The sequence below is a fragment of the Phosphitispora fastidiosa genome (genome assembly GCF_019008365.1).
GTDB lineage: Bacteria > Bacillota > Thermincolia > Thermincolales > UBA2595 > Phosphitispora > Phosphitispora fastidiosa.
Window position 1 is genome coordinate 41,926 of the sequence record NZ_JAHHUL010000008.1, and the last position, 14,565, is coordinate 56,490.

The following is a 14,565-nucleotide window of genomic DNA, read 5'->3' on the forward strand; positions in this document are numbered from 1 at the left end:
CGGGGGTGGCATAAGTGCGCTATCTGATTATAGGGAACAGCGCTGCCGGTGTCTCTGCCGCTGAAACCATCCGCGGACTTGATAAGTCAGGGCAGATAGATATTATCAGTGACGAAAGGTATCCTGCATATGCAAGATGCCTGACCTCATATTACCTGGCGGGGCAGATGTCTGATGAACAGATGATGATAAGGAATGCAGATTTTTATGCCCGGAACAAAATCATCCTAAACACCGGGCAAAAGGCAACTGGGATCGATGCTGCAGCACGCGTGGTGCGCACAGATAACGGACACGTCTATAGTTATGACAAACTCCTGATTGCCACAGGGGCTTCCCCTGTGATCCCTGACATACCTGGTGCAGAAATGAAAGGTGTCTTTGGTCTGCGCACACTGGATGATGCCAAGGGGATAGCGGCCTGTGCCGGTCAGGGTGGACATGCTGTGGTCATGGGCGGGGGTTTTGTATCCCTGAAAGCGGCCTATGCATTATTGAAGGCCGGGCTGAGGGTAACCTGCATAGTGTCTTCAGGGCAAATCCTGTCGCAAATGCTGGATCGCGAGGCTGCCCGGATTTTGGGTGACCTGCTCATCAGTCATGGGCTGGACATTAAGTTTTATGCTGATGCCGCTGAAATAGCTGGGGAATCAATCGACGGGGTAATGACTGCCCACAGTGTTAAGCTGACAACAGGTGAAACCATTCCGGCAGATGTTGTCATCATCGGCAAGGGGGTTACCCCTAACACCGGCTTTTTGTCGGGAAGCGGCATTGACACAGACCGGGGCATTTTGGTAAATGAGCATCTGGAAACAACTGTCCCTGATATTTATGCTGCCGGGGATGTAGCCCAGGCTCTTGATATTCTGACCGGACAAAGGAGCATTAATGCAATTTGGCCCAATGCCGCCGAACAGGGAACAGCGGCAGGTCGGAACATGGCCGGAAGCCCTGTTGTTTATGAAGGGTCGCTGGGCATGAATTCAGCAGATTTCTTCGGCCTGTCAACAATCGCCGCCGGTAACCCCAAGGCGGAAGGGGACGAGTATGAAGTCGTCAAGCTGTTTCCCGGATGCAATATTTACCGCAGGCTGGTGTTTAAAGGAGATAACCTGATAGGTTATATTATGGTGGGTAAGACCGCCCGGGCCGGAATCCTGACTTCTCTCATCAGGGAAAAAGTCCCCCTTGGCAGCGCCAAGAATGAGCTGAAACAGGGCCACATCAGACAGAGGCTTGTATGGTAGAACGCGAAAACGTTTAATAGACAACCCTTAAGTTCGTCCAGATCAAAGGGTTACTAACTCAAAACTTGTTGACCTTTCGATAAAAGCGGTTATATAATGCAAATACTACTAAGTGTAAAAAGGAAAAGCTGCTTTTGGGAAGGGAGTTTTGGTATGGTACACGCTGTGGCTCTGTTTATACTTGCCGGTTTGGCGGAAATAGGCGGAGGGTATCTTGTCTGGTTATGGCTTCGTGAAGCAAGGCCGGCATGGTATGGACTCATAGGAGGAATCATCCTGGTTTTTTATGGGATTATTCCTACCTTGCAGAAATTCCCCAGTTTCGGCAGGGTTTATGCGGCTTATGGCGGAGTATTTATAATTCTGTCTTTATTATGGGGTTGGGGAATTGACAAAAAGCCTCCCGACCTTTATGACTGGATTGGAGCTTTAATTTGTCTGGTGGGTGTGACTGTCATTCTGTGGGCTCCCAGGCATTAATAAAACAAGCCGCCTACGAAGCGGCTTATTTTTTTGCAATCTTCTATTTGAAAATCAGACCTTGTGCAGTAATATTCCATTACCTTCGCGAAACTCGTGATTTTCTCCTCTGACAAAGCAGAAGCAGATTCGGTTACACCTGCTACCTTGCGCAGTATCATCTTATGAATAAAGCTGACCTTTTCCAGGCGGTATTCATGGCCGAATACTTCTTTGACCACTGCATGTTTGAATAATTCTTCCGGAAAGCTGTCTTCCAGCTCTTTGGAGCAAACCGGTTCCGGCTGGCCGGCACATATGAAGAGCCCCACTCTCTTACCCAGTAAAACCGGCAGGTTGTTATCAATGTATTTGGTAAGAGCCTTCTGAATTTTGCCTACATATATTGATCCGCCGAGGATTACGTTGTCGAAAGGCTCCAGGCTGGGAGCCTTTTCTCGTGCAATATTCGCAACCGAAACCTCACCGGTCATTTTTGATTTCAATATACTAGCAGCCTTTTCAGTACAGCCATATTTCGTTGTGTAAATAATTAATGTTTTCATGGGCTTGACCTCCTGTATCTGTTTTGGGGCTATATTTTTCGGGTGTCAGTGCGGTAAAACAGCAACAGCTCACTATGTCCCGTTATATTCAATTTCGGTAACTTCTAACTTATACCAGGTAAAATCACCTGTTTCCGGCTTCCAGACGACATCGGTTTTATTGGGAATCCTAATACCGTTGAATTCCCGGTATTCCCTGGTCAGACCTCCCCAATCCTGAAGCACAAAGCTGCCGTTTACTTCCCGGTATCTGTTGGCTGTAAAGCTGACAACCTCCCCTTTTTCGTTAAACTCATACACCCCTGAAGCGGTTACGCCTCCATAGCTCATGATCGCTCTGGCTCTGTTGAAGTCAACTTCCTCCCATTTGATGTAGTTACTTAAGGCTGCCGTTGGAAACCAAGGCATTTCGGCCATGTATCGCAAGAGCGTACCCTGGTCTATTTCTTCACCCTTGGAATCTGCGATAGGTATCAATGAAAGAAGCTTAATCAGCATGTGGCCTTTTCCTTCATAATACTTATCCCTTCCTGCAAGGTAGACGGCGGGTGCTATCCTGATTTTAGCTGTCCATATAAAGCCGGGTTCGTCTACTCTAAAGTACTGTTTTGCTTCGGCAGGCATCCATTTTCCGTCTTCAGTGGTTCGCATCAGGCCCTTCTGTTTCAGGTAAACTGTTTTGATTCTCTCTTTTCCGATAACCTGAGAGCGTTCCAGCCAATTTTGGACACTGTGCGGCAGCCCTTCCAGGTCCGTTTCACGGACAATTTCCTTTTTATCGCCGATGTTATTAAACAGCGCTTTGACCTCTTTTCCCGCATTATAGGTGAACAGGTAATTAGCAATAAATGACGTTATCAGAAGCAGAACCGGTAAAGCTGCAGCAAATGCAAGGACGATCTTGATTACTTTTGGCATTTCATCAACTCCTTTCCGGGATGTTCCCCAGTACTATTCCGTCAACAGTGACTTTTATGAAATGCTCAATAAGGTTAATTCTGTGTTCTTCAGTAACCAAGTCCTGTTCCATGATCAGGCGTATAATCAGGCCAAAGGTACTTGCGGCGATGATCTGAGCTGTCAGTTCAATATCATTGTCATCTATGTCTCTGTCTTTGTAAATTTCTTTGAGGCCCTGGAAAAGAATTTTCAGGGCCGGTTTTTTTGCGGCGGCATCTTTGAATAGAGAGGCAGTTTGCGCTACAACCCCGGGCGTGCTGTTAAGCTGTACAGCCTTGTATTCGTCAGACATTTGCAGAGATACCTCAATGTAATTTCGCGTCATTTGCCTGAGTTTTTCTCTTGGGTCATCTGTGGTATCCAGCGCTGCAGCCAACCCATCCAGTATTTTCCGGTAACCTCTTTGCATCAGATGGTTTAATATTTCATCTTTATCCTTAAAATAATGGTAGATAATTGCCGGTGAGTATTCTATTCTGGATGCAATTTTCCTAATGGAGATATTATCAATACCATCCTCTTTCATAATCTTAGCTGCTGTTTTTAAGATGAGTTCCTGTTTTTCCCTGCGCTCCCGTTCTTTGCGTTCTTTAGATCCCAAAACAACACCTTCCATTCTAACGGTGTTAAATAATTAAACACTGTTTAACAATATAATAGTGTTTATTTTTCTAAATGTCAATAATTATTATGCAAAAATATTGACTTAAAAACAGCGAGCAGTTATAGTTATATTATAAAATTATAATATAGTGTAAGATTAATTTCTTTTGATTAGCCTCAAAAATTGTTATGACTAAGGGGTGATATGATGAATGAAAGGCTGTTTGGAATGGAAGCCGATTTCTTTAAGGCCCTTGCCCATCCGACCAGGGTACGGATATTAAAGCACCTGATTGATGGAGAGAAATGTGTTTGTGAGTTTACCGAGGACTTGGATGTGGAGCAGTCAAACATGTCCCAGCACCTGGCAATTCTGCGTAAACAGAATATCGTAGCCAGCCGGAAAGAGGGTCTAAAGGTCATATATTCGGTAATCTATCCCCAGATCTTTGAAATACTGGACTTAGTGGAAGATATCCTGGTTACCCAGGTTAATGAAACTTTAGAGCTATTAAGTAAGAAAGCAAAAAGCAAAAGGAGGTGATTAGCTTGGATATTAAAGTATTGGGTGCGGGGTGTGCTAATTGCATCAAACTTGAACAGATGGTTTTTGATGTACTGGCAGAACAGAACCTGGATGCCAGTGTCACTCATGTAACAGATTTTAAAGAAATAATGTCTTTTGGTGTTATGTCAACTCCTGCTCTGGTAATCGACGGCCAGGTAAAATTGTCGGGCGGTGTGCCTTCTAAAGCAAAGCTGACAGAAGTTATTACAGAAGCTGCCAAAGGCTAACTGAGAGGTGAAGTTTTATGCAGATTTTAACCCTGATATTTAGTTGGCTTAATGACCAGCTTTTGAGAATGACATGGCTTTCAGAATCGGTAAGTCTGTTGGTGGAAAAGGTATTTGGTTTGTCTGTCCAGGAGAGACTTGGGGGGAGCATCCAATTTTTCATCTATGATACGATTAAGATTTTCATCTTATTGTCAGTGCTTATTTTTGGCATATCGTACATTCAAAGTTACTTTCCGCCGGAAAGAACCAAAAAGATTTTGGGCAGGGTGGGAGGTATCAAAGGTAATATTCTCGGCGCATTATTGGGAACAATTACCCCATTCTGAAGCTGTTCCAGTATACCGATATTTATCGGTTTTACTTCGGCAGGTCTGCCGTTGGGAATTACCTTTTCATTCCTGATATCCTCGCCACTTGTAGATTTGGCATCAATATTGATATTAATGTCATTTTTCGGAGCTAAAATTGCTATAGCTTATGTCATTGTCGGTTTGGTTTTGGCAGTTGCCGGCGGCACAATTATTGACAAGTTAGGTCTGGAAAAGCATGTAGAGGGTTATGTCAGGGAAATTGAAAATGTCGACTCGGTAGTTGTTGAGAAGACACGTGAAGAAAGAATAGCCTTTGCCGCGGATCAAGTCAGAGACATTGTCAAAAGAGTATGGCTGTATGTGCTGGTTGGTGTCGGGATAGGGGCGGGAATCCACAACTGGATTCCCCAGTCAATTATAGAAAATGTGGTTGGGGCCAATAACCCGTTTGCGGTGATACTTGCAACAGTAGTAGGCATTCCCATGTATGCCGATATCTTTGGCACTTTGCCGATAGCTGAAGCGTTATTAGCTAAAGGGGTTGGCGTCGGCACCGTAATGTCCTTCATGATGGCGGTTACAGCTTTATCGCTGCCTTCCATGATTATGCTGAAAAAGGTGGTCAAACCCAAACTCCTGGCAGTCTTCTTCACGATAGTAGCGGTTGGAATTGTTGTTATGGGTTACTTTTTTAATGCAACATCATATCTTTTCGGATAGTTGGGCAGCAAGAAAAGGCTCCAGGCGTGGAGCCTTTTCTCAATATCTCTCGCTAATTGATAAGAAATTTCAGGGCTAATCACCCAGCAGCTGCAGCACTCCCTGTGGGGCACGGTTTGCCTGAGCCAGCATAGCCAGTGAGGCCTGTTCAATAATCTGACTCTTTGTATACTGTACCATGGATGAAGCAATGTCAGTATCTCTGATCCTGGACTCGGCAGCAGTCAGATTTTCTTCTGCAACCCTAAGATTGGAAATGACAGATTCCAGCCTGTTTTGAGTGGACCCTAAATTAGACCGTTCATTGGATACATCTGCAATGGCTTTGTCGGTAACCCTCAGGAACTGTTCTGCTTTGGCGCTGTCCGACAAATCAATAATCCGGTCACTCCCCGGTCCGCCTGCAATTAACCCGGAGGCCTCCCAGACAAAGTAGCCGAAAGAAGGTATCAAAGACCTTTTAATATTCAACTCCAGGGTATGGCCCTCATTTGCCCCGACTTGAAATACATATGGGTCCGCGTCAGCTCCCAGAAATATTTTTTTGGTATTAAATTCTGTTTGAATGGTAATCCTCTCGAGTTCATCAATCATTTTGGCTACTTCAAGCTCAATTTTTCCACGGTCTTCTCTTGTATTAATATCACTGGCTGCCTGTACTGTCAGCTCACGCATTCTCTGCAGGATAGAATGCTGTTCATTCAAAGCCCCTTCTGCTGTCTGAATCAATGAAACAGCGTCCTGGGCGTTTCTGGCAGCCATTCTCATGCCTCTTATCTGAGAGCGCATTTTTTCCGAAATACCCAAGCCGGCGGCATCATCCCCAGCCTTATTTATCCTCTTCCCTGAAGACAGTTTTCCCATGAACTTATTCTTCTTTGAAGTAACCGTTTTCAGCCTGTTATAAGAAAATAATGCCGCCGTGTTATGGTTAATTCTCATGAGCCATGAAACCTCCTTGTTAATAGGCCTGTTATCTTACATTATTAAACTGAATCACCTAACGGAGACTGTGAACTGAATTGTAAAGCCGTTATAGGATGCCGTAATCAGGGATCTACCGGAAGCATGAGATGAAGTCGAAATCAAATAACAATAATCATTGTTATTTTAAATAATAATTCTTCCTGAAATTTCTTAAATCCTTTTAAGTTTTGAAATTTTACCATTAGTGATGAATCATATTTAGGCAAGCGAAACATTGCTTTTTTGCATAAGTGTGTATATTATAAACATATAAATAATATTAAATATATTTAAACGTTACACGGAAGGGAGTAATAAATGAAAAAAATTGCAGAATTCTATAAGGCTTTAGGAGATGAAATCAGATTAACAATATTAAATATGCTGTCAGAACAGGAGATGTGTGTTTGTGAAATCTTTGATAAACTTGATATATCTCAGCCGGCAGTCTCCCATCACCTCAAAATCCTCAGGCAGGCTGGGCTGGTAAAAGACAGCAAAGAGGGGAAATGGATATACTATTCTTTGAATGGCAGTGTTTTTCAGGAGATCTTTCAGGATGAGAAGGTGGAAACAATCCGGTGTTATGCGGAACCTATCCGAAAGAAACTGGAAAATCTGCCTCGTTCCCAGGTAAGAACTGACCCGGCTGTTTGTGAAAAATTAACTGCGAAAAACCGATAGTTAGACTAACAGAAAATAATATTAAGGAGGTAAACTGGTATGGCGCAAAAAGAGGCAAGATTGTCTGTGCTGGACAGACTGCTGACTCTCTGGATCTTCCTGGCAATGGCTGTTGGGGTGGGTATTGGGTACATTTTCCCCGGGGTAGCTGATCTTTTAGACAGGTTATCTGTGGGGACCACTTCCATACCCATTGCTGTAGGTCTGATTATCATGATGTACCCGCCCCTGGCTAAAGTGAATTACCGGGAACTGGGCAAGGTTTTCCGAAATACCAGGGTGCTGGGATTATCACTGGTACAAAACTGGATTATCGGGCCTATCCTGATGTTTGTGTTAGCCGTAGTGTTTTTACAGGATTACCCTGAATATATGGTTGGTCTCATTTTAATCGGACTGGCCAGGTGTATCGCTATGGTTATTGTGTGGAACTCCCTGGCGAAAGGTGATACTGAATATGCCGCTGCTCTAGTGGCGTTTAACTCAATATTCCAGGTAATTTTCTACTCGGTGTATGCCTATATTTTTATTACGGTGCTGCCGGAATGGCTGGGGCTTAAGGGAATGGAAGTAGATATAACCATGGGTGAGGTAGCTAAGAGTGTTGTCATTTACCTGGGGATTCCCTTTGCTGCCGGCATGCTGACCAGGCTGTTTCTGGAACCGGCCAAGGGGAAGGAATGGTATGAAAAAACCTTTGTGCCCAAGATCAGTCCCCTGGCCCTGATTGCACTGCTCTTTACTATTGTGGTAATGTTTTCCTATAAAGGGCAGTTAATCGTACAGCTGCCGTTGGATGTGGTGCGTATTGCCATCCCGCTGCTGATTTATTTCGTGCTCATGTTTACTGTCTCTTTTTTCCTTAGCAATAGGATGGGGGTCAACTATGGCCAAACAACCAGCCTGTCCTTCACTGCGGCCAGCAACAACTTCGAGCTGGCAATAGCCGTTGCCGTAGCGGTATTTGGTATTGAATCAGGGCAAGCCTTTGCCGCGGTAATCGGCCCCCTGATTGAAGTGCCGGTGATGATAGCCCTGGTTAATGTGGCCCTTGCCTGGGGAAGAAAATACTTCACCAGAGAGGGTGAAGTTATCCGAACCCGGGGGTAACCCCTCAAACCATACAGGTTCCATATATAACCTCCTTATTATTATATGACTGTAAACAGTATATTCGGGAGAGAAAAGGATGGTTACTTTAAACCGGTTTATGTTAAGAATGGAACTGTTTTGCGATGTAAGCTTAAAAGGCTTAGCTGTACCTGCTTTTACGCCGGTGCCAGCTAAGCCTTTAACATAATTATGCGTGATAATTATGCGTGAGACTGAGTTATTTTAATATTGATATATCTGCTAATTATTTTCTCATAAAATGGTTATGGGCATTTGACTAAAACCTAAATTTGGGTTATTATAGTAAGTGGGCTTATGCCCGAAACAAATCCTTTCTATGCTTTCTTGCTTTATTTCTAACCATTTACCCGAAAAACCGATAGCCCAAAACCAGGTATTCAAATATATAAACGTTCACCAAAATTACTGCAGGAGGTGGTGAAATTGAGGACATTTGAATAAATGTCCGGGGGAGAGAAGTGATATTGCTTTTAGAAAATGGAGACCTGGTTGTGAATTCCAAGAGAACTAATTAGAAATACACTATTTTAAGGAGGGTTAAGTTAATGCCAAGATTTAAAGACCCAAACCACACCTGCAAACCGTCAGATTTCCCGAGAGTTGTTGACCCCAAAAATGTTAAACGTTCTATCGACCCAGCTGCTTTGGAGATGATTGACAAGGCTCAGGAAGAGGGCATCCAGACTACTTTTGACCGGTTTTTAGCGCAGCAGCCCCAATGCCAGTTTGGTTACAAAGGGATTTGCTGCAGATTTTGCATGATGGGTCCCTGCCGGCTTACTGCCGATACCGGACCTAAGAGCAAAGGTATTTGCGGTGCCGATGCCTGGACTATTGCCGCCAGAAGCACAGGTACAATGCTGTTAACAGGATGTGCTGCCCACTGTGAACATGGCCGGCATATTGCCCATTCCCTGTTAGAACTCTCAGAAGGGAAAGCTCCTGATTATAAAATTACCAGCCCTGAAAAACTGAAAAGTGTTGCTGCCAATGTAGGTATTGAAGCTGAAGGCAAGTCCGATCTTGAGCTTGCTAAAGAAGTGGCAGAACTAGCCTTAAAAGACTTTGAACTTCTGCCTGGTATGGGCGAATGTACCTGGACAACTTCGATGGTCACTGAAGGCCGCAGGGAAAAGTACCGGGCTTGCAACATTATGCCAAATGGAATCCAGTCAGCTATGGCAGACCTTCTTGCACAAGCACATGTTGGACAGGATAATGACCCTGTCAACATTACCTTCAGCGCTCTCCGGGCCGCATTGGCGGATGTTACCGGCATGAAGATTGCGACCGACCTGTCGGATGTTATCTTCGGAGTTCCGGAGCCTGTTGTTTCAGAAGCTAACATGGGTGTAATGAAGGCAGACCATGTAAATATAATTCTTCACGGACATAACCCCATTTTAAGTGAAATGATTGTTGCCGCTGCCAGAGAATTAGACGGAGAAGCAAAAGAAGCGGGCGCTGCCGGAATCCAGTTATCCGGTATCTGCTGTACAGGAAACGAAGTACTTATGAGACAGGGTGTGCCAATTTGTACATCTTTCTCATCCCAGGAACTCGCTATTACAACCGGCGCTGTTGATGCTATGGTTGTTGACGTGCAGTGCATTATGCCCGGAATTGTACAGGTAGCCAAGTGCTTCCATACTAAGATTATATCTACTCAGGATATTGTTAAGCTTCCCGGCTCCATGCATGTTCCCTTTAATGTAGAAACAGCCATGAATGATGCTCAGGATATAGTAAGGATTGCAATTGATTCATATAAAGAGCGTAAAGACAAGGCTGTTAAAATTCCGCAGTATAAAGAGAAAGTTGTAGCCGGCTTTAGTCTGGAAGCTATGTATGATATCTTGGGCAAAGTAAATGCAGACAAACCTGTCGGCGTTCTTGTTGATGCTATCGAAGCAGGACAAATTAAAGGTGTCGCCTTGTTATGCGGCTGTGAAAACCTGAAGACAATACAAAATGAGGCCCACATTACCATTACCAAAGAACTCCTGAAAAATGACGTCTTTATTATAGCTACCGGATGCTCCGCTCAGGATATGGCCAAGTTTGGCATTATGAATCCTGCCAACAGGAAAGGACTCTGCGGAGACGGCCTAAATGCCTTCCTGGATACACTGGAAGAGAAGTCCGGTATTGAATTGCCTGCAACATTCCACATGGGTTCCTGTGTAGATAATACACGTTGCTCTGACCTCTTTATGGATATGGCTAACTATATGGGTGTAGATACTCCTAAAGTACCGTTTGTAGCATCGGCTCCTGAAGCCATGAGTGGTAAAGCTGTTTCTATCGGGACCCATTATGTGACTTTAGGAGCGCCCGTTCATGTCGGCACAATGCCTCCTGTTGAAGGTAGTGATCTGTTCTACAGCATTACTACCCAGATTGCCAGTGATGTCTATGGCGGATACTTCATTTTTGAAATGGACCCCAAGCTTGCAGCACAAAAGATATTGAATGCTCTTGAATACAGAACCTGGAAATTAGGGGTTCATAAGAAGACTGCTGAAAAATTCGAAACTAAACTGTGCCAGAATTATTAATTCTGATTTCCCAATTCGAAAGGAGGAAAAAGAATGTCAGAGGAACTCAACTTTGATCAGATATATGCAGATGCTGAAAAAGCTATGGAAGGCAAAGAACCCGTTAAAATGTTCAGAAGGGCATATAAAGGCGCCATTACTGCGGTTAGCTATGCAGAAATTCTTTTAACCAGGGCGATTCGTACTCAGGGAAGGGATAAAAAAATAGGTTATCCCAATACTGCTTATTTCCTTCCGGTAATCCGCTGCTGGAGCGGTGAAAAGGTTACCACTCTGGGTGAATTGATACCTATCCTAAATAGGATGCGTAATCAGATTTCAGAGGCCTTGACCTTTGAACAATACCGTTTAAACGGTATGTCAACATGGTATGCAGCCGAAATCATTGAGGCAATTCAATACATCGGGTATGATGAAACTAATTTGAGATTTCCTGAACCGTGGACCGGATTTATCGGTGACCCGGTTGTCCGTTCCTTTGGTATTAAGATGGTTGACTGGACTATCCCCGGAGAAGCTGTTATCGTTGGCCGGGCGAAAGACAGCAAACTGGCAGCCAAAATTGTTGCTGACCTGATGAGTAAAGGTATGATGATTTTCCTCAGTGACGAAATTATCGAACAATTACTTGAAGAGAATGTTAAGCTGGGTCTGGATTATATTGCTTACCCGCTGGGCAACTTTACCCAGGTTGTCCATGCTGCCAACTATGCTCTTCGGGCCGGGATGATGTTCGGCGGCATCAAGCCTGGTATGCTCGAAGCCCAGAGAGATTATCAGCGGCGTCGTGTTCTCGCCTTCATTCTCTATCTGGGTGAGCAGGACTTTGTTAAGGATGCTGCCTGTGCCGGCGCAATTTATACCGGCTTCCCGGTTATCACAGATCAGGTGTTAGCCGAAGATGAGGAGATTCCCGATTGGTTCATATCAGAACCTGATTATGATAAGATTATCCAGGTTGCTCTTGAAGTCAGAGGTGTAAAACTCACCAACATTGATATCGACATTCCCATCAACCATGGTCCTGCCTTTGAGGGTGAGACTGTCCGTAAGGGAGACATGTACTGCGAGTTTGGCGGCGGTCGTACTCCAGGTTTCGAATTGGTTGAAATGGTTGGAGATGATATCGAAGACGGCAAGATTACGCTGATTGGTCCTGATATTGACACACTGGGTGAAGATGGCGGCATGCTGCCCCTCGGAATCCATGTCAGGGTTTACGGACGCAAGATGCAGGCTGACTTTGAGCCTGTTCTCGAGCGCCGGGTGCATTATTTCACCAACTATGGTGAAGGTATCTGGCACGTTGCCCAGCGGGATTTGAACTGGCTGCGGTTCACCAAGGACGCAGTGGGCAAGGGTTTCCGAATGGAACACCTGGGAAGACTGCTTTATGCCAAGTTTAAGGCTGAATTCCCGGCAATTGTTGACCGGGTTCAAATAGACCTGATCACAGATGAAGAAGAAGTAATCAAGCGTCGTGAGTTCGCCCGTGAGAAGTACAATGCACGTGATGCCCGTCTCCGCGAGTTGACTGATGAGGGTGTTGAAGAATTCTATTCCTGTACTCTGTGCCAGTCATTTGCTCCGACTCACGTATGTGTGGTTGCTCCTGAGCGGGTAGGTCTGTGTGGCGCCGTATCCTGGCTTGATGCCAAGGCCGCATATGAGATTAACCCCCACGGCGCTAACGTACCCATACTTAAGGGTGAATGCCTTGATGAGGTTAATGGTCAGTGGAAGGCCTTTAATGAGTTTATTTATCAGAACTCCCAGAGAACCGTTGAGGCGGTTAACTTCTACACCATTATGGATAACCCGATGACTTCCTGCGGATGTTTTGAGGTTATCATGACAATGGTTCCGGAAGCTAATGGTTTCATGGTGGTTAACCGGGAACACTCAGGGATGACCCCTTGTGGGATGAACTTCTCCACCTTGGCCGGTACCTGCGGCGGTGGCGCTCAGATGCCAGGATTCATGGGAATTGGTAAAGCATACTTTGGTTCCCGGAAATTCATCAAGGCAGACGGTGGTTTAGGCCGTCTTGTATGGATGCCGAAAGCCCTTAAGGAATCTCTCCGTGAAATTCTCACAGAGAGAGCAGAAGAGGACGGACTCGGCAGTGATTTCGTAGATAAGATTGCCGATGAGAGTGTTGGTGTATCCGGTGAAGAGATTCTTCCATTCCTGGAAGAAAAGGGACACCCTGCGCTGGCAATGGATCCATTGATGTAAGTTAGTGTTCATGATGATTAAAATAATGATTTAAATCATCATTTAAGTAATGATTAAATGTGATTTAAATTGTTTTTAACCTCCTTAAGCTACCGGTTGGCATCCGGTAGCCTTTTTTTTATGCAGTCATGCCGTTGATTACATACTCTGAAAAATTGGGGGTATTCTAAAAGCAGACTTTAGATGTGATAAGCTTTTCTGCTGCACTAAAAGTTTAATCAATGGGGGATAAACATGACTGTTGCTGCAAAGGTAAAACAGACTATAGCGACTCTGGACGGGATAAAAAGCACCCTGGAAATTTATGCTGCTCAATGCCAGAATGAAGAGGCAGCATTTATTTATAAGGAAGGGTCTTTGGTTGTCAGTGAAGCTGCCAATGACCTGGGGAAAAGATTAAAGACCCTGGAATTTGAAGAGCCGGAATACGGAGGATTGTGAGAGGGCGGTGCCGATGATTGAATGGATAGAGATATTACTGAGGTCAGGAGGTTTATTTTTTTTAGCCCTTTTTCTGTTAAGGGTAATGGGGAAAAGACAGCCGTCACGAATGAACCCCTTTAATTTTGTTAATTACATGGTTATTGCCATAATCTCAGCCCTGATTTCCCTTAATGTTATCAGAGATATAGCATTAGGGTTAACCGCCTTGGGCGTTTGGGTCATTCTATCCATAGCCATGGATTACCTGGCTCTGAAGAGCAAATGGGTCCAGGACTTGGTTAACGGCAAGGCTACAATACTGATGAAAGACGGTAAGGTTATGGAAGAAAATCTGCTCCAGGTGAGATATACAGGTGAAGAGCTCTTAAGGGACCTGCGCTCCAAAAACGTATTTAACCTGGCAGATGTAGAATTTGCTGTAATGGAAACAACAGGGGATATCAATGTGCTCCTGAAATCAGAAAAAAAGCCGGTAACCCCACATGATTTAGGTAAACAGGTATCTCCACAGCCAGAGCCCCAGACAGTCATCCTTGACGGCAACATCCTCAATGAGCCGCTTTCTAATCTGGGTTTGAACCGGGATTGGCTCAAGGTTCAGCTAAACAGTCTGGGGGTATCCCAGGACAATGTTTTTATTGGTCAGGTGGATGGCTCAGGAGAGCTTTATGTGGATCTTTTTGATGATGCTATACAGATCCCGCAGCCAAAAGTGAAGGAACTGCTTTTTGCCAACCTTGACAAAACTCACGCTGATCTCTTAAGCTTTGCTCTGGATACAAAAGATGATCGGGCAAAGGAAATGTACCTGAAAAACGCTAAAAAGTTAAAGCATTTAATGGAGAAATTGGAACCATTCCTTTTAAGATGAGGT

The 14,565-nt window shown here is 44.6% G+C and carries 14 protein-coding genes and 1 pseudogene; 11 read left to right on the top strand and 4 right to left on the bottom strand.

The features are described 5' to 3' along the window. The first annotated feature begins 14 nt into the window (after positions 1 to 14). Together Ga0451573_RS09070 and Ga0451573_RS09075 are read left to right on the top strand one after the other, a co-directional pair. The gene (locus tag Ga0451573_RS09070; RefSeq protein WP_231683576.1) at positions 15 to 1,250 is read left to right on the top strand and encodes an NAD(P)/FAD-dependent oxidoreductase; all 1,236 of its coding nucleotides are present in this window, start codon (positions 15 to 17) and stop codon (positions 1,248 to 1,250) included. A gap of 153 nt (positions 1,251 to 1,403) precedes the next feature. After that, entirely contained in the window at positions 1,404 to 1,730 is a 327-nt protein-coding gene (locus Ga0451573_RS09075) for a YnfA family protein (RefSeq protein WP_231683578.1), read from the top strand. Here the strand turns inward: Ga0451573_RS09075 and Ga0451573_RS09080 are convergent. The 3 genes from Ga0451573_RS09080 to Ga0451573_RS09090 all read right to left on the bottom strand — a co-directional run bounded on the left by Ga0451573_RS09080 (position 1,727) and on the right by Ga0451573_RS09090 (position 3,836). Next, positions 1,727 to 2,275, bottom strand: a complete 549-nt coding sequence (locus Ga0451573_RS09080; protein ID WP_231683580.1) for a flavodoxin domain-containing protein — start codon at positions 2,273 to 2,275, stop codon at positions 1,727 to 1,729. The two genes, Ga0451573_RS09075 and Ga0451573_RS09080, sit on opposite strands and share 4 nt — an antisense overlap. Before the next feature lie 72 nt (positions 2,276 to 2,347). Then, entirely contained in the window at positions 2,348 to 3,193 is an 846-nt protein-coding gene (locus Ga0451573_RS09085; RefSeq protein ID WP_231683582.1) for a DUF6544 family protein, read from the bottom strand. Positions 3,194 to 3,197: 4 nt separating this feature from the next. After that, entirely contained in the window at positions 3,198 to 3,836 is a 639-nt protein-coding gene (locus Ga0451573_RS09090; protein ID WP_231683583.1) for a TetR/AcrR family transcriptional regulator, read from the bottom strand. A gap of 210 nt (positions 3,837 to 4,046) precedes the next feature. Here Ga0451573_RS09090 and Ga0451573_RS09095 point away from each other — a divergent pair, with 210 nt between their 5' ends. The 3 genes and pseudogenes from Ga0451573_RS09095 to Ga0451573_RS09105 all read left to right on the top strand — a co-directional run bounded on the left by Ga0451573_RS09095 (position 4,047) and on the right by Ga0451573_RS09105 (position 5,667). Further along, a complete protein-coding gene (locus Ga0451573_RS09095) occupies positions 4,047 to 4,382 on the top strand; it encodes an ArsR/SmtB family transcription factor (RefSeq protein WP_231683711.1) in 336 nt (111 codons plus the stop codon). Then, the gene (locus Ga0451573_RS09100) at positions 4,379 to 4,633 is read left to right on the top strand and encodes a thioredoxin family protein (protein WP_331459408.1); all 255 of its coding nucleotides are present in this window, start codon (positions 4,379 to 4,381) and stop codon (positions 4,631 to 4,633) included. Before Ga0451573_RS09095 ends, Ga0451573_RS09100 begins: the two co-directional genes overlap by 4 nt. Positions 4,634 to 4,650: 17 nt before the next feature. After that, positions 4,651 to 5,667, top strand: a pseudogene (locus Ga0451573_RS09105) (permease). A gap of 75 nt (positions 5,668 to 5,742) precedes the next feature. Here Ga0451573_RS09105 and Ga0451573_RS09110 read toward each other — a convergent pair. Then, on the bottom strand, positions 5,743 to 6,609 hold the full coding sequence (locus Ga0451573_RS09110) for a flagellin N-terminal helical domain-containing protein (RefSeq protein ID WP_231683587.1): 867 nt from the start codon (positions 6,607 to 6,609) through the stop codon (positions 5,743 to 5,745). Positions 6,610 to 6,951: 342 nt separating this feature from the next. Here Ga0451573_RS09110 and Ga0451573_RS09115 point away from each other — a divergent pair, with 342 nt between their 5' ends. From Ga0451573_RS09115 to Ga0451573_RS09140, 6 genes are all read left to right on the top strand, one after another. After that, a complete protein-coding gene (locus Ga0451573_RS09115; protein WP_231683589.1) occupies positions 6,952 to 7,317 on the top strand; it encodes an ArsR/SmtB family transcription factor in 366 nt (121 codons plus the stop codon). Between the two features lie 39 nt (positions 7,318 to 7,356). Beyond that, on the top strand, positions 7,357 to 8,427 hold the full coding sequence (gene arsB / locus Ga0451573_RS09120) for an ACR3 family arsenite efflux transporter (RefSeq protein WP_231683591.1): 1,071 nt from the start codon (positions 7,357 to 7,359) through the stop codon (positions 8,425 to 8,427). A 569-nt stretch (positions 8,428 to 8,996) separates the two neighbouring features. Beyond that, positions 8,997 to 11,009 (top strand): anaerobic carbon-monoxide dehydrogenase catalytic subunit, encoded by a 2,013-nt coding sequence (gene cooS / locus Ga0451573_RS09125; RefSeq protein WP_231683593.1) that lies wholly within the window; start codon positions 8,997 to 8,999, stop codon positions 11,007 to 11,009. A 33-nt stretch (positions 11,010 to 11,042) separates the two neighbouring features. Beyond that, on the top strand, positions 11,043 to 13,247 hold the full coding sequence (gene acsB, locus Ga0451573_RS09130) for an acetyl-CoA decarbonylase/synthase complex subunit alpha/beta (RefSeq protein WP_231683595.1): 2,205 nt from the start codon (positions 11,043 to 11,045) through the stop codon (positions 13,245 to 13,247). 234 nt (positions 13,248 to 13,481) lie between these two features. Beyond that, positions 13,482 to 13,688, top strand: a complete 207-nt coding sequence (locus tag Ga0451573_RS09135) for a DUF1657 domain-containing protein (RefSeq protein WP_231683596.1) — start codon at positions 13,482 to 13,484, stop codon at positions 13,686 to 13,688. A gap of 13 nt (positions 13,689 to 13,701) precedes the next feature. After that, positions 13,702 to 14,562: a DUF421 domain-containing protein gene (locus Ga0451573_RS09140; RefSeq protein ID WP_231683598.1), complete on the top strand. Its 861-nt coding sequence runs from the start codon at positions 13,702 to 13,704 to the stop codon at positions 14,560 to 14,562. The last annotated feature ends 3 nt before the right edge of the window (positions 14,563 to 14,565 follow it).

Excerpts from the sequence above, each read along its gene's own strand:
- Ga0451573_RS09075 (WP_231683578.1), top strand. The coding sequence starts at position 1,404 with ATGGTACACGCTGTGGCTCTGTTTATACTTGCCGGTTTGGCGGAAATA.
- Ga0451573_RS09080 (WP_231683580.1), bottom strand. The coding sequence starts at position 2,275 with ATGAAAACATTAATTATTTACACAACGAAATATGGCTGTACTGAAAAG.
- Ga0451573_RS09085 (WP_231683582.1), bottom strand. The coding sequence starts at position 3,193 with ATGCCAAAAGTAATCAAGATCGTCCTTGCATTTGCTGCAGCTTTACCG.
- Ga0451573_RS09095 (WP_231683711.1), top strand. The coding sequence starts at position 4,047 with ATGAATGAAAGGCTGTTTGGAATGGAAGCCGATTTCTTTAAGGCCCTT.
- Ga0451573_RS09110 (WP_231683587.1), bottom strand. The coding sequence starts at position 6,609 with ATGAGAATTAACCATAACACGGCGGCATTATTTTCTTATAACAGGCTG.
- Ga0451573_RS09115 (WP_231683589.1), top strand. The coding sequence starts at position 6,952 with ATGAAAAAAATTGCAGAATTCTATAAGGCTTTAGGAGATGAAATCAGA.
- arsB (WP_231683591.1), top strand. The coding sequence starts at position 7,357 with ATGGCGCAAAAAGAGGCAAGATTGTCTGTGCTGGACAGACTGCTGACT.
- cooS (WP_231683593.1), top strand. The coding sequence starts at position 8,997 with ATGCCAAGATTTAAAGACCCAAACCACACCTGCAAACCGTCAGATTTC.
- acsB (WP_231683595.1), top strand. The coding sequence starts at position 11,043 with ATGTCAGAGGAACTCAACTTTGATCAGATATATGCAGATGCTGAAAAA.
- Ga0451573_RS09135 (WP_231683596.1), top strand. The coding sequence starts at position 13,482 with ATGACTGTTGCTGCAAAGGTAAAACAGACTATAGCGACTCTGGACGGG.
- Ga0451573_RS09140 (WP_231683598.1), top strand. The coding sequence starts at position 13,702 with ATGATTGAATGGATAGAGATATTACTGAGGTCAGGAGGTTTATTTTTT.